Source organism: Cupriavidus sp. MP-37 (assembly GCF_020618415.1).
GTDB lineage: Bacteria > Pseudomonadota > Gammaproteobacteria > Burkholderiales > Burkholderiaceae > Cupriavidus.
Map to the genome: position 1 here is coordinate 3,240,321 of NZ_CP085344.1, position 13,532 is coordinate 3,253,852.

At 70.0% G+C, this 13,532-nt stretch carries 13 protein-coding genes; 8 read left to right on the forward strand and 5 right to left on the reverse strand.

All coding sequences use genetic code 11. The annotated features are described in order from the left end of the window. Positions 1-9: 9 nt before the first annotated feature. Positions 10-1,509 carry an efflux transporter outer membrane subunit gene (locus LIN44_RS14895; protein WP_227312737.1) on the forward strand — a complete coding sequence of 500 codons (1,500 nt, stop codon included), beginning with the start codon at positions 10-12 and terminating at the stop codon, positions 1,507-1,509. Here LIN44_RS14895 and LIN44_RS14900 read toward each other — a convergent pair. Then, the gene (locus tag LIN44_RS14900; RefSeq protein WP_227312738.1) at positions 1,506-2,408 is read right to left on the reverse strand and encodes a LysR family transcriptional regulator; all 903 of its coding nucleotides are present in this window, start codon (positions 2,406-2,408) and stop codon (positions 1,506-1,508) included. The genes LIN44_RS14895 and LIN44_RS14900 overlap by 4 nt on opposite strands. A gap of 108 nt (positions 2,409-2,516) precedes the next feature. On the opposite strand from LIN44_RS14900, the gene LIN44_RS14905 reads away from it, so the two are divergent. The 7 genes from LIN44_RS14905 (at position 2,517) to LIN44_RS14935 (ending at position 9,374) form a co-directional block, all read left to right on the forward strand. Beyond that, on the forward strand, positions 2,517-2,981 hold the full coding sequence (locus tag LIN44_RS14905; RefSeq protein WP_227312739.1) for a PACE efflux transporter: 465 nt from the start codon (positions 2,517-2,519) through the stop codon (positions 2,979-2,981). Positions 2,982-3,134: 153 nt separating this feature from the next. Continuing rightward, on the forward strand, positions 3,135-4,388 hold the full coding sequence (locus LIN44_RS14910) for a flavin-dependent oxidoreductase (RefSeq protein ID WP_227312740.1): 1,254 nt from the start codon (positions 3,135-3,137) through the stop codon (positions 4,386-4,388). A 216-nt stretch (positions 4,389-4,604) separates the two neighbouring features. Further along, on the forward strand, positions 4,605-5,756 hold the full coding sequence (locus tag LIN44_RS14915) for an ABC transporter substrate-binding protein (protein ID WP_227312741.1): 1,152 nt from the start codon (positions 4,605-4,607) through the stop codon (positions 5,754-5,756). Further along, the gene (locus tag LIN44_RS14920; protein WP_227312742.1) at positions 5,753-6,340 is read left to right on the forward strand and encodes a MarR family winged helix-turn-helix transcriptional regulator; all 588 of its coding nucleotides are present in this window, start codon (positions 5,753-5,755) and stop codon (positions 6,338-6,340) included. Before LIN44_RS14915 ends, LIN44_RS14920 begins: the two co-directional genes overlap by 4 nt. Before the next feature lie 51 nt (positions 6,341-6,391). After that, positions 6,392-8,026, forward strand: a complete 1,635-nt coding sequence (gene dacB / locus LIN44_RS14925; protein WP_227312743.1) for a D-alanyl-D-alanine carboxypeptidase/D-alanyl-D-alanine-endopeptidase — start codon at positions 6,392-6,394, stop codon at positions 8,024-8,026. 188 nt (positions 8,027-8,214) lie between these two features. Further along, positions 8,215-9,051: an AzlC family ABC transporter permease gene (locus tag LIN44_RS14930; protein ID WP_227312744.1), complete on the forward strand. Its 837-nt coding sequence runs from the start codon at positions 8,215-8,217 to the stop codon at positions 9,049-9,051. Then, complete coding sequence (locus LIN44_RS14935; RefSeq protein ID WP_227312745.1) at positions 9,048-9,374, forward strand: AzlD domain-containing protein; 327 nt, start codon at positions 9,048-9,050, stop codon at positions 9,372-9,374. Before LIN44_RS14930 ends, LIN44_RS14935 begins: the two co-directional genes overlap by 4 nt. A gap of 215 nt (positions 9,375-9,589) precedes the next feature. On the opposite strand, the gene LIN44_RS14940 is transcribed toward LIN44_RS14935, so the two are convergent. The 4 genes from LIN44_RS14940 to LIN44_RS14955 all read right to left on the reverse strand — a co-directional run bounded on the left by LIN44_RS14940 (position 9,590) and on the right by LIN44_RS14955 (position 13,479). Then, positions 9,590-10,579, reverse strand: coding sequence for an L-threonylcarbamoyladenylate synthase (locus tag LIN44_RS14940; protein ID WP_227312746.1), 990 nt, complete (start codon positions 10,577-10,579; stop codon positions 9,590-9,592). Positions 10,580-10,618: 39 nt separating this feature from the next. Further along, complete coding sequence (locus LIN44_RS14945; RefSeq protein ID WP_227312747.1) at positions 10,619-11,863, reverse strand: 5-(carboxyamino)imidazole ribonucleotide synthase; 1,245 nt, start codon at positions 11,861-11,863, stop codon at positions 10,619-10,621. Between the two features lie 41 nt (positions 11,864-11,904). Then, positions 11,905-12,402 carry a 5-(carboxyamino)imidazole ribonucleotide mutase gene (gene purE / locus LIN44_RS14950; protein WP_227312748.1) on the reverse strand — a complete coding sequence of 166 codons (498 nt, stop codon included), beginning with the start codon at positions 12,400-12,402 and terminating at the stop codon, positions 11,905-11,907. Positions 12,403-12,570: 168 nt separating this feature from the next. Next, positions 12,571-13,479: a phosphoribosylaminoimidazolesuccinocarboxamide synthase gene (locus LIN44_RS14955; RefSeq protein ID WP_227312749.1), complete on the reverse strand. Its 909-nt coding sequence runs from the start codon at positions 13,477-13,479 to the stop codon at positions 12,571-12,573. Positions 13,480-13,532 lie beyond the last annotated feature (53 nt).

The following is a 13,532-nucleotide window of genomic DNA, read 5'->3' on the forward strand; positions in this document are numbered from 1 at the left end:
AGATTCGCCATGACCGCTTTTTCCCGCTTGCTGACCCCTGCCCTGCCGCTGCCGCTGGCGTGCGCGCTGCTTCTGGCCGGCTGCGCCGTCGGCCCGGACTACCAGCGTCCCGATGCGCCGGTGTCGGAGACCTTCAAGGAAGCCGACGCCGCCACCCCGGCCTGGACCGGCGACTGGAAGCCCGCCGAGCCGCAGGATGCGCTGGCGCGCCCCGACTGGTGGACGGTGTTCGGCGATGCGCAGCTCGATGCGCTGATGGCCGAGGTGCAGATCTCGAACCAGAACATCAAGGCCGCCGAGGCCCAGTACCGCCAGGCGGTGGCAGCGCTGCAGGCGGCACGCGCCGGCTTTTTCCCGCTGGTCGATGCGCAGGCCGGTGCCTCGCGCGCGCGCAATGCCAGCGGCAATACGCTCAACGGACAGAACGCCACGCTGGGCGCGACCTGGGAGCTCGACGTCTGGGGCCGGATCCGGCGCCAGGTGGAAAGCAGCGAGGCCAGCGCGCAGGCGAGCGAGGCCGACCTGGCCTCGACCCTGCTGTCGACGCAGGCCACGCTGGCGCAGAGCTACTTCCTGCTGCGCGTGGCCGATGCGCAGAAGGCGCTGCTGGACCGCACCGTCGCCGACTACCAGAAGTCGCTGCAGCTGGTGCAGAACCAGTACGCGGCGGGCACCGCGCAGCGCTCCGACGTGCTGCAGTCCGAGACCCAGCTCAAGAGCGCGCAGGCGCAGCAGATCGACATCCAGATCACGCGCGCGCAGCTGGAGCATGCCATCGCCGTGCTGGTGGGCAAGCCGCCGGCGGCGCTGACGCTGGCGGCCGGCGAATTCCGCGCCGCGCCGCCGCGGGTGCCGGCCGCGGTGCCGTCGCAACTGCTGGAGCGCCGCCCCGACATCGGCGCGGCCGAGCGGCGCATGGCCTCGGCCAATGCGCAGATCGGCGTGGCGCAGGCGGCGTACTATCCGACGCTGTCGCTGTCGGCCAGCGGCGGGCTGACCGCCAGCACGCTGGCGCGCTGGATGTCGCTGCCGGACCGGATCTGGTCGATCGGCGGCGGCCTGGCCGGCACGCTGTTCGACGGCGGCGCGCGCCGCGCGGCCAAGGCGCAGGCGGTGGCCGCCTACGACCAGACCGTCGCCAACTACCGCCAGACCGTGCTGGGCGCGTTCCAGGAAGTCGAGGACAACCTCGCCGCGCAGCGGCTGCTGGAGCAGGAGGCGGTGGTGCAGAACGACGCGCTGCGCTCGGCGCGCGAGGCGCTGGCGCTGGTCAACAACCGCTACCGCGCCGGCACCGCGGGCCTGCTCGACGTGCTGACGGCGCAGACCAGCGCCTACACCGCCGAGCGCACCGCGCTGTCGATCACCGGGCGCCAGTACACCGCGGCGGTGGTGCTGATCAAGGCGCTGGGCGGCGGCTGGCACGCGCAGCCGGCAAGTGGCGGCGGCAATGACAGCGGCAGCGGCGGCGGGCAGACCGCCGCGCCAGCCACCGTCGGCCAGCGCTAGGCGCCGCGCTGCGGCGCGCTCGGCAACGGCTGCGCGCAGATGCGCTCGCGCAGCCAGGTGGCGGCCTTGCCCAGCGGCCGCTGCTTGTGCCAGACCAGTTCCATCGCCACCGGCCAGTCCTGCTGCTGGAACGCCAGCGGCGGCGACACCAGCTGCGCCGCGGCCGGAGAATTGGCGACCACGTGCCACGGCACGAAGGCCCAGCCCAGGCCGCGCTTGACCAGCTCGACGATCACCCACTGGCTTTCGACCCACCACACGTCGGCGGCCACGCGCAGCCGCATCTTTTCCTCGCTGTCGGTGCGGGTCGCGACCATCAGCTGGCGGTAGCGCTTGAGCTCTTCCCAGTCGACCCGCTGCGACGCCAGCGGATGGTCGGGCGCGCACAGGATCTGCATCGGCATCCAGCCGAGCGCATGGAAACCCAGTTCCGGCGGCAGCACCTCCTGGCGCCACATGATGCCGAGGTCGGCGCCGCCCTCCAGCACCAGCCGGCTGACGTCCTCCATCAGCGGAAACAGCAGCTCGAGCTCGACCGCCGGGAAGCGCCGGGAAAATTCTTCCAGCAGCCCGCCCAGCGTCTCTTCCGGATACAGCTCGTCGACCGCCAGCACCAGCCGCGTTTCCACGCCCTCGCCCAGGCTCTTGGCGACGCCGCGGAAATGCTCGCAGCGCTCCAGGATCACGCGCGCCTCGGCCAAGAGCCGCTCGCCGGCCGGGGTCAGCACCGGGTAGCGGCCGCTGCGGTCGAACAGCGCGTTGCCGGCGTCGATCTCGAGGTTGGACACGGCCGCGCTGACCACCGACTGGGCCTTGCCGAGCCGGCGCGCGGCGGCCGAGAACGAGCCGGTGTCGGCTGCCGCGACAAAGGCCTGCAATTGCTCCAGCGAGAGACTCATTGGTAACTCCGCCCCATCATCTATCTGCTAAACAGATAGTATCCAACTTGGCAATCCCTGCCCAGCAGATAGACTTGGCTCCATCGTCTTTGCCCGCAAGGAGAAACCATGCGCAAAACCTGGGACCGGATCCGCCATGCCGTTGGCTTCGAGGTGGTCGGCCTGCTGATCTTCGCCCCGCTGGCGAGCTGGGCCTTCGGCTATGAACTGCACCAGATGGGGCTGATCGGCGCGGTCGCCTCGCTGATCGCCACCGGCTGGAACTACCTGTACAACGTGCTGTTCGACAAGGGCATGCTGCGTTTCACCGGCCAGCTGCGCAAGTCGGTGCCGGTGCGGGTGCTGCACGCGCTGCTGTTCGAACTGGGCCTGCTGGTGGTGTTCCTGCCGTCGGTGGCTTGGTACCTCGATATCAGCCTGGTCGACGCGCTCATCATGGACATTGCCGTGGCCGGCTTCTACATGGTCTACGCGCTGGTGTACAACTGGCTGTACGACATCGTGTTCCCGGTGCCGTCGCTCAAGGCCCAGGCCACGGCCGAGGCCAAGCCGGAAGGCGCCGCGCTGGGCTGAGCGCGGGTTTTTCCCGACCCCGGACAGCTTGCGCCGGGGTCTTTCCCGTCTTGCCGCAAGCGGTCGAATCGTTATACTCCATAACAAATTCGATTCGCCCGGACGCCGCGCTGCGCGCGCGACCCCGGCGCGACCTGCACGCGGGGAGACACCATGAAGATCGCAATCGCCGGGGGCGGCATCGGCGGGCTGACGCTGGCCTTGCTGTGCCACCGCCACGGCATCGAGGCCGAGGTCTGGGAAGCCAGCGAAACGCTGCGTCCGCTGGGCGTCGGCATCAACCTGCTGCCGCACGCGGTGCGCGTGCTGTCGGAGCTGGGCCTGCACGATGCGCTGGCCGCCATCGCCGTCGCAACCTCATCGCTGTCGTACTACAACAAGCTGGGCCAGCGCATCTGGCATGAGCCGCGCGGGCTGGCCGCGGGCTATGACTGGCCGCAGTTTTCGATCCATCGCGGCGAATTCCAGATGCTGCTGCACCGCACCGTGGTCGAGCGCCTGGGTGCCGGCGCGGTCCATACCGGCCACAGCTTCGAGTCCGTGCTCGATACCGGCGTGCAGGGCCAGGCGCGCTTCGTGCTGCGCCGGCGCGGCGACAACGCCGCAATCGAATCCAGCGCCGACGTGCTGGTCGGCGCCGACGGCATCCATTCGGCGGTGCGCCGCCACTTCTATCCCGCCGGCGACCTGCCGCGCTTCTCGCGCCGGCTGCTGTGGCGCGCCGTGACCGAGGCGCCGCCCTACCTGGACGGCCGCTCGATGTTCATGGCCGGGCACCAGGACCAGAAGTTCGTCGCCTACCCCATCTCCGAGCCGCTGCGCCGCGAGGGGCGCGCGCTGGTCAACTGGATCGCCGAGCTGCGCGTGCCCGACAGCGTGCCGGACACCCCGCCGCGCAGCGACTGGAACAAGCAGGTCGACAAAGCCGTGTTCCGCGCGCAGTTTGCCAGCTGGCAGTGGGACTGGATCGACATCCCCGCGCTGATCGACGGCGCCGAAGCCATCTACGAATTCCCGATGGTCGACAAGGACCCGCTGCCGCGCTGGACCTTCGACCGCGTCACGCTGCTGGGCGACGCCGCGCACCCGATGTACCCGATCGGCTCGAACGGCAGCGCCCAGGCCATCCTCGACGCGCGCTACCTGGTCGACAGCCTGCTCGGCACCCGCGACACCGGCTACGCACTGCGCGAATACGAGGCCGAGCGCCTGCCGCGCACCGCCGGCATCGTGCTGCGCAACCGCATGAACGGGCCCGAGCAGGTGATGCAGCTGGCCGAGGAGCGCGCGCCACAGGGGTTCAGCGATATCAACCAGGTGATCCCGCGCGCGGAGCTGGAAGCGATTTCGCTGCGGTACAAGCAACTGGCAGGTTTCGACCGGCAGTCGATGCAGGGCAAGGCGTAAGCCGAGGGTGTACTCCCTCTCCCCTCACGGGGAGAGGGCCGGGGTGAGGGGCGGTTTAGCAAGCGACCACAACAAGCGAAGCCAACGGTCTTATCCTGAAGGCATCAGCCCTTGACGCTCCTGCCCTCACCCCCTGCCCCTCTCCCGCAAGCGGGAGAGGGGAGCAACCCAGCGGGCTTGGAAACACATAAGATCATTCAGACCGAGGAGACAACCATGGCACCCCAAACCCCAACCGACCTCGCCCGCCTCGCACTAACTGCGCTCCTGGCCTTCACCGCCACCACCGCCCTCGCCGACATCACCGTCGGCGTCAGCCTGTCGACCACCGGCCCGTCGGCATCGCTGGGCATCCCGCAGAAAAACTCGCTGGCTTACCTGCCGCAGCGCATCGGCGGCGAGCCGGTGCGCTACATCGTGCTGGACGATGCTTCCGATCCCACGCAGGGCGCCAAGGCGGCGCGCCGCTTCGTCGCCGAGGACAAGGTCGACATCATCCTGGGCTCGTCCGCGGTGGCGCCGTCGATCGCGATTGCCGAGGTCGCCGACGAAGCCCAGACCGTGCAGCTGGCGTTTTCGCCGATCGAGCTGAAGCCCGGGCGCGGCGCCTGGACCTTCCGCCTGGCGCAGCCGGTGCGGCTGATGGCCAATGCGGTGGCCGCCACCGCCAAGACCCAGGGCGTCAAGACCATCGGCTTTATCGGCTTTGCCGATGCCTACGGCGAGACCTGGCTGAAGGATTTCACCGCCGCCGCCACCGCCAACGGCATCCGCCTGATCGCCACCGAGCGCTACGGCCGCGCCGACACCAGCGTGACCGCGCAGGCGCTCAAGCTGATCGCCGCCAAGCCCGATGCGATCCTGATCGCCGGAGCGGGCACCGGCGCCGCGCTGCCGCACACCACGCTGCGCGAGCGCGGCTACGGCGGCACCCTGTACCAGACCCACGGCGCCGCCACCAAAGACCTGATCCGCATCGGCGGGCGCCTGGTCAACGGCGCGATCCTGCCCGCCGGCCCGGTGATCGTGCCGGAGCAGCTGCCCGCGGGCGACCCGGTGCGCAAGCCCGGGCTGGACTACGTCACCCGCTATGAAAAGCAGTACGGCGCCGAGACCCGCACGCAGTTCGGCGCCCATGCCTACGATGCCGGGCTGGTGCTGGAGCGCATCGTGCCGGTGGCGCTGAAGCAGGCCCGCCCCGGCACGCCGGCATTCCGCCAGGCGCTGCGCCATGCGCTGGAAACCGAGCGCGACATCGTGGTTTCGCACGGGGTGCTGAACTTCAGTGCGCAAGACCACTATGGCTTTGACCAGCGCGGACGGGTTATGGTGACAATAGAGAACGGCAACTGGAAACTGCTCAAATGATTCCCGACGCATCCGGCACCCCGCCCGCCACCCCCGCGCGGCGGGCCCGCACTGCTGCAGTGCCCGCGCGGCGCAGGACGCGCGATCCGCTGGCGCCCGACCCGGCCGCCGGCGACGGTGCCGATGGCGGCTTCGACCCGCATGTGCCGAACATCGACTACGGCGTGCTCGACAACCTGGTCGGCTACGCCATCCGCCGCGCGCAGATCCGCATCTACGAAGACTTCGTGCATTCGCTGGCGCAATGGCAGATCACTCCGCCGCGCTTCTCGGCACTGGTGATCATCTCGCGCAACCCGCAGCTGAAGCTGACCGAGCTGGCGCATATCCTGGGGATCGCGCGCTCGGGCGCGGTGCTGCTGGTGGATGCGCTCGAAGCCATGAAGCTGGTGGCGCGGCGCCCAGCGGCCGGCGACCGGCGCGCCTACAGCCTGGTGCTGACCCCGGCCGGGCGCCGCACGCTGGAAGCCGCCACGCAGGCGGTGGTGGCGCACGACGCCCACGTCAGTTCGGCGCTGAACGAAGCCGAGCAGGCCACGCTGAAATCGCTGCTGGCACGGCTGGCACCGCCGCGCGCCGCCTGACCCGCGGCAGCGGCAGCGCTGTCATCCGCTAGCGGGCGGCCATGCGTTAACATGGCCGCCATGCCAAAAACCCTCGCCGCGCCCACCGCAACGCGACCCGGCACGCTGCTGCGCCGCCTGTCGCCACTGCTCTCGCCCCTCCTTGCCGCCGTGCTGCTGGCCGGCGGTCCGGCACTGACGCCGGCCTACGCCAAGCCGCCCGCCAAGGCAGTCAAATCGGCCAAGGCGACCAAGGCCACCAAGCCCGCCAAAGCACCGAAAGCGGCCACCAAAGCCGCCACCAAAGCCGCCGCCGATCCGGCGCTGGTCAGCGCCGGCGTTCCGGCCCCGGTGGCCGCGGCCCTGCGCCGCGCCGGCGTGCCGGCCGCGGCGGCCAGCTTCTACGTGGTGCGGCTGGGCGACAGCACCGCGCGCGCCAGCTGGAACGCGCAGCAGCCGATGAACCCGGCCTCGACCATGAAGCTGGTCACCACCTTCGCCGGCCTGCAGCTGCTCGGGCCCGACTACCGCTGGCAGACCTCGCTCTACGCCGACGCGCAGCCCGGCTTCGACGGCACCATCAACGGCAACGTCTACCTGCGCGGCCACGGCGATCCCAAGCTGGTGCCCGAGGAAATGGCCAAGCTGGTGGCGCGGGCGCGCGCCGCCGGCGCCACCACCATCAACGGCGACCTGGTGCTGGACCGCAGCTACTTTGCCGAGGGCCTGGACAGCAACGGCACCATCGATGGCGAAGTGCAGCGCGCCTACAACGTCGGCCCCGACGCGCTGCTGTACGCCTTCAAGACGCTGTCGTTCACGCTGACGCCGGATCCGGCCACGCAGACCGTGGCGGTCAGCGTTACGCCGGAGCTGGCGCAACTGAAGCTGGACAACCGCCTCACGCTGACCAACGGCCGCTGCGGCGACTGGCAGAGCAGCGCCAGCCCGACCGTGCTGCCGCAAGCCGACGGCACCGTGCTGGCCTCGTTCTCGGGCGACTATTCCAGCGACTGCGGCGAGCACGTGCTCAATATCGCCACGCTGTCGCACGCGGAATTCACCTGGGGCGGCTTTGTCGCCGAGTGGCAGCGCGCCGGCGGGCGCTTTGCCCGCCTGCCGGCGCTGCGCAGCGGCAAGGTGCCGCGCGGCGCGGTGCTGCTGGCGCGCCACTACGGCCTGCCACTGGCCGACATCGTGCGCGACATCAACAAGTTCTCGAACAACGTGATGGCACGGCAGCTGTTCCTGACCCTCGGCGCCGAGATGGACCGCGGCGGGCCCGCCAGCACCGGGCGCTCGATCCGCGTGGTGCAGCGCTGGCTGGCGCGCCAGGGGCTGGACATGCCGGGGCTGGTGCTGGACAACGGCTCGGGCCTGTCGCGCGCGGAACGCATCAGCGCCTATGACATGGCGCGGCTGCTGCAGCAGGCCGCGGCCAGCCCGGTCGGGCCGGTGCTGATCGACTCGTTGCCGGTGCTGGGCGTCGACGGCACGCTGCGCAACCGCCTGACCCGCGCCAGCGCGGCCGGCAGCGGCTACCTGAAGACCGGCACGCTGGCCGATGTGCGCGCGCTGGCCGGCTACGTCGACGCTGCCGAAGGCGGCCGCTACGTGGTCGTCAGCATGATCAACCATGCCAACGCCGCGCAGGCGCAGGAGGCGCACGACGCGCTGCTGCAGTGGGTGTACCGCGGGGCGCACTGACGCCGCTGCGGCCGGGCCGGGGCGCCGCGCCGTGGCCTGCCGCCAACGCCGCGGCGGCATTTTGTTAAGCGCTCACTTACCAGCCCGCCATCCCACCCTATAATGCCAGGGTGCCAGCCGCGTCCTGCGGCGGCAGCCTTCCGGGCCGGCCTTCGGCCCCGGGCCGCATCGCCCCCGCTTCCTCTGACATGACTTCCCGACAACCCCCGGCGTGGTTGCGCCTCTGGCATCGCTTCGCACCCGCCGAACGCGCCGGCTTTATCGACGGCGCGCGCCGCTTTGCCCCGTCCCTGCCCGCGGTATTTTCCTGGGGCCTGGTCACCGGCGTGGCCATGAGCAAATCCGTGCTGACCGTGCCCGAGGCCATCGGCATGTCGCTGCTGGTCTACGCCGGCTCGGCGCAGCTGGCGGTGCTGCCGCTGTTCGCCGCCGGACTGCCGCTGTGGACCATCTGGCTGACCGCGGCCATGGTCAACCTGCGCTTCGTCATCTTCAGCGCCGGCATGCAGCCGCATTTCAGCTACCTGACGCTGGCGCGGCGCACGGTGCTGGGCTTCTTCAACGGCGACCTGCATTTCGTCTACTTCCTGCAGAAGTACAGCACGCCCGGCTATGAACCCGGCAAGGAAGGCTACTTCTGGGGTATGGCGCTGACCAATTTCTGCATGTGGCAGGTGTCGTCGATCATCGGCATCGTGCTGGCCAGCCTGTTCCCCGACAGCTGGGGCCTGGGGCTGGCCGGCACCATGGCGCTGATCCCGGTGATGATCGCCACCATCAATTCGCGCTCGACGCTGATGGCGGTGGTGATCTCCGCCGTGCTGGCGCTGCTGTGCTTCGACCTGCCGTACCGGCTCGGGCTGGTGGTGGCCGTGGTGGGCGCGATCGCCGCCGGCATGGCCAGCGACGAACTGGCCGCGCGCGCCGCGCTGCGCGGCATCCAGCGGCGCAGGCAGGCACCGCTGGCCAAGCCCGCCGCCAAGCCGGCACCCGAGCCTGCGGACGTACCCGGAGACCGCGCATGAGCCATACCGAAGTCTGGATCGCGCTCGTCGGCATGGCGGTCGTCACCGTGATCACGCGCGCGCTGTTCCTGATGGCCGGCGAGCACATCACCGTGCCGGACCGCATCCAGCGCGCACTGCGCTATGCGCCGGCAGCAGCGCTGGCCGCCATCATCCTGCCGGACCTGATGACCTGGCAGGGGCATTTCACGGTGGCGTTGTCGAACTACAAGCTGATGGCGGGCGTGGCGGCGACGGTGTTCTACCTGCTGACGCGCAAGATGGTGGGGATGATTGCGGTGGGGATGGCGGTGTATACGGCGTTGCGGTGGTTGGGGGCGTAATGTTGACGGCAGCAGGCCTGGCACACGCCTGCCCTCACCCCGGCCCTCTCCCGCACGCGGGAGAGGGAGCACACAGGCGGTAAGTGAGAGCAACCGAACTGGCTGACCACTGGAGAGTGCCGGTGGTTTGCTCCCCTCGCCCGCTTGCGGGAGAGGGGCGGGGGTGAGGGCCGGCGTATCGACGAAGTGAGGCAAGCAGCAAGCCGCCCCCCACCCTACCCCCCAAACGCCGCCGCCGCCCGCTCCAACCTGTCCCGCACCCCGGCCCAGTCCTGCCCCTCGGGCAACACCTCGAACACCAGCTGCGTATACCCCTTCTTGTCGAGCGTGCGCAGCAGCCGGTACAGCTCGCGCGCATAGGTGCTGGCGTCGGCGGGCGCCTGCACCCAGGTGCAGCGCTGGTCCGCCAGCGGTGCGCGCCCGACCCAGGCCACGCGGGCATCCGCGGGCAGCGCTTCCAGGCGCGCGGCGGCGGCCTGCGCATCGGCCAGCAGCAGCGGCGTGTGCGGGGCGTAATGGGCTTTCAGGGTTCCGGACGCGCGCGGCGCGGCGGCGTCCGGCGGCAGCGGGGCCTCGCCCAGCACCTGCGCCAGCATCCCTACCGTGATGGCACCGGGACGCAGCAGCACCGGGCCGATGCCCTGGTCCAGCCGCGACAGGTCGACGATGGTCGATTCGATGCCGACTTCGACGCCATCGCCTTCCAGCACATAGACCGCGTCGCCGAACTCATCGCGCACATGCTGCGCGGTGGTCGGGCTGACCTGGCCGAACTTGTTGGCCGAAGGCGCCGCGATGCCGCCGCGGCCGCGCTTGAAGCGCGACAGCAGCGCCTGCGCCACCGGATGCGACGGGCAGCGCAGGCCGATGCTGTCCTGCCCGCCGGCGACGGCGGCGTCGATATGCGCGGCGCGCTTCAGGATCAGCGTCAGCGGGCCGGGCCAGAAGGCGTCGATCAGCTGCTGCGCGGCCTCGGGCACGTCGTCGGTCCAGTAGCCGATGTCGGCGCCGTCGACCACGTGCACGATCACCGGATGGTTCGACGGCCGGCCCTTGAGCGCGAAGATGCGGCCGACCGCCGCGGGGTTTTCTGCATCGGCGCCAAGGCCGTAGACGGTCTCGGTCGGGAAGGCGACCAGTTGCCCGGCCTCGAGCAGGCGGACGGCTTCATCCAGTTCGGCGGCCGTGGGCGTGCGCGGCGACATCGTGTTCCTTCAGGGTGTGGCGCGACGGCCGATGGAAAATCAGAGCGGAATGTGCAGCGCCTGCGCGGCCGCCCGGAAAGCGGCGTCGGCGGCCTCGGCATGCTCGCCGATGCAGTTGACGTGCCCCATCTTGCGCGACGGGCGCGCATCGCTCTTGCCGTACAGGTGCAGCTTGGCGCCGGGTTGCGCCACCACTTCGTCCCAGGCCGGGGTGCGCTCCAGCCCGAACTCGAACCATACGTCGCCGAGCAGGTTCAGCATCTTGCCGGCCGAATGCTGGCGCGTGCTGCCCAGCGGCAGCCGCGCCATGGCGCGCACCTGCTGTTCGAACTGGCTGGTCTCGCACGCGTCCATGGTGATATGGCCGGAATTGTGCGGGCGCGGCGCCATTTCGTTGGCGACCAGCGAACCATCGGTCAGCACGAAGAACTCGATGCACAGCACGCCGACATAGCCCATTTCGGTGGCAATGGCGGCGGCGGCGGCGCGGGCGCGCTCGGCGATCTCGGGCGAGACGCTGGTCGACGGCATCTCGGTCGAGAACAGGATGCCGTCGCGGTGCACGTTCTCGGCCAGCGGCCAGGTCGCGGTGGCGCCGTCCGCGCCGCGCGCGGCCAGCACCGATACCTCGTACGCCAGCGGCAGCATGCGCTCCAGCACGCACGGCACGTGCTGCATCGCCTTCCACGCGGCGCGCACGTCGTCGCGCGTCTTCACGCGCGCCTGGCCCTTGCCGTCGTAGCCCATGCGCGCGGTCTTGAGGATGCCGGGCAGCACGTGGTCGGGCAGCTGGTCGACGTCGGCGTCGTGCTGGATCACCCAGTGCGGGGCGGTCGGCACGCCGGTGCGCTCGGCGCAGGCGGCAAAGAACTTCTTCTCGCCGATGCGGTTCTGCGCGATCGACACGCAATAGCCGCGCGGCGCAACGAACGCGCCCAGCTGCTCGAGCCGGTCCAGCGACAGCGACGGCACGTTCTCGAACTCGGTGCTGACCGCCTGGCACAGCTTGCCCATCTCGGCCAGCGCGGCCTCGTCGGTGTACTGGGCGCAGATATGCTTGTCGGCGACCACGCCCGCCGGGCTGTCCTGGTCCGGGTCGAGCACGCACACGCGATAGCCCATCGCCTGCGCCGCATGCGTGAACATGCGGCCGAGCTGGCCGCCGCCCAGCATGCCCAGCCACGCGCCGGGCAGGATGGGCGCGTCGGGACGGTCGACGCCGAACTCGGCGCGCGATTCCGGCGTGTGGGCTTCGGAGAGGTGGGGATGGATATCGGTAGGCATTGCTCGGTTCCGTGTGGGTCCGGAGGATTACAGCGACAGCATTACAGCGGCAACGTCATCGCGCGCGCGGCTTCGGTCTGCTTGGCGCGGAACGCTTCCAGCGCGGCGGCCAGGGCGTCGTCGGTGGTCGCCAGCGTGGCGATCGCGTGCAGCGCGGCGTTGGCCGCGCCCGCCTCGCCGATGGCGAAGGTGGCGACCGGCACGCCCTTGGGCATCTGCACGATCGACAGCAGCGAATCTTCGCCGCGCAGGTACTTCGACGGCACGGGCACGCCGAACACCGGCACGATGGTCTTGGCGGCGATCATGCCGGGCAGGTGCGCGGCACCGCCGGCACCGGCGATGATGGCGCGCAGGCCACGGCTGCGGGCGCTCTCGGCATAGCTGAACATATCGTCGGCCATGCGGTGCGCGGACACCACCTGGGCTTCGAACGGCACGCCGAAATCCTTCAGCATCGCCACGGCGTGCTGCATCACGTCCCAGTCGGAGCTGCTGCCCATGACGACGCCGACCAGTGGCTTTTGATTAGTGCTCACTTCAAGATCCTTCCTGTTTGCTCCCCTCTCCCGCTTGCGGGAGAGGGGCGGGGGTGAGGGCCGGCGCTTCTTGATGCGTGGCACCTTGCTAAACCACCCCTCACCCTGCCCTCTCCCCATGCGGGGAGAGGGGAACACCATCGGCTTGCGGGAAGCCGGTGGTCCCTCTTACTTCAGTTCTTCACCCGTCAGGCGCGTCAGCGCCTCGCGGTACTTCGCCGCGGTCTTCTCGATCACGTCGTCCGGCAGCTGCGGCGCCGGCGCGGTCTTGGGCCACGGCTTGCCGTCGATGCGCACGGCTTCCAGCCAGTCGCGCACGAACTGCTTGTCGAACGACGGCGGGTTGGTGCCCACCTGGTACGAATCGGCCGGCCAGAAGCGCGACGAGTCGGCGGTCAGCACTTCGTCCATCAGCGTCAGCACGCCGTTGTCGTCCAGGCCGAACTCGAACTTGGTGTCGGCGATGATAATGCCGCGCGTGGCCGCGAACTCGGCCGCTTCCTTGTACAGGCGGATCGAGATCTCGCGCATCTGGCGCGCCAGCGCGATGCCGATGCGGGCCTCGACTTCGGCGAACGAGATGTTCTCGTCGTGCTCGCCCATCTCGGCCTTGGCCGCCGGCGTGAAGATCGGCTCGGGCAGCTTCTGCGCATTCTGCAGGCCCGGCGGCAGTTCGATGCCGCACACCTTGCCGGTGGCCTGGTAGTCCTTCCAGCCGCTGCCGGCAAGGTAGCCGCGCACCACGGCCTCGACCAGGATCGGCTTCAGGCGCTTGACCACCACCGCGCGGCCCCTGACCTGCTCCACTTCATCCGCGGCCACCACGGTCTCGGGCGCGATGCCGGTCTCGTGGTTGGGCACGATGTGGGCGAGCTTGCGGAACCAGAAGTTCGCCATCTGGTTCAGCACGCGGCCCTTGTCGGGAATCGGCTCGCCCATGATGACGTCGAACGCCGACAGGCGGTCGGTGGTGACGATCAGCAGCTTGTCGTTGCCGACGGCGTAGTTGTCGCGCACCTTGCCGTGGCCCAGCAGCGGCAGCGAGTTGATGGAGGACTGGTAGAGAGCGTTAGGCATGGTCAATACGGCGGAGCCGGCAAAAAAGCGAGGTGCTCAGAAAAGCGTCGTCC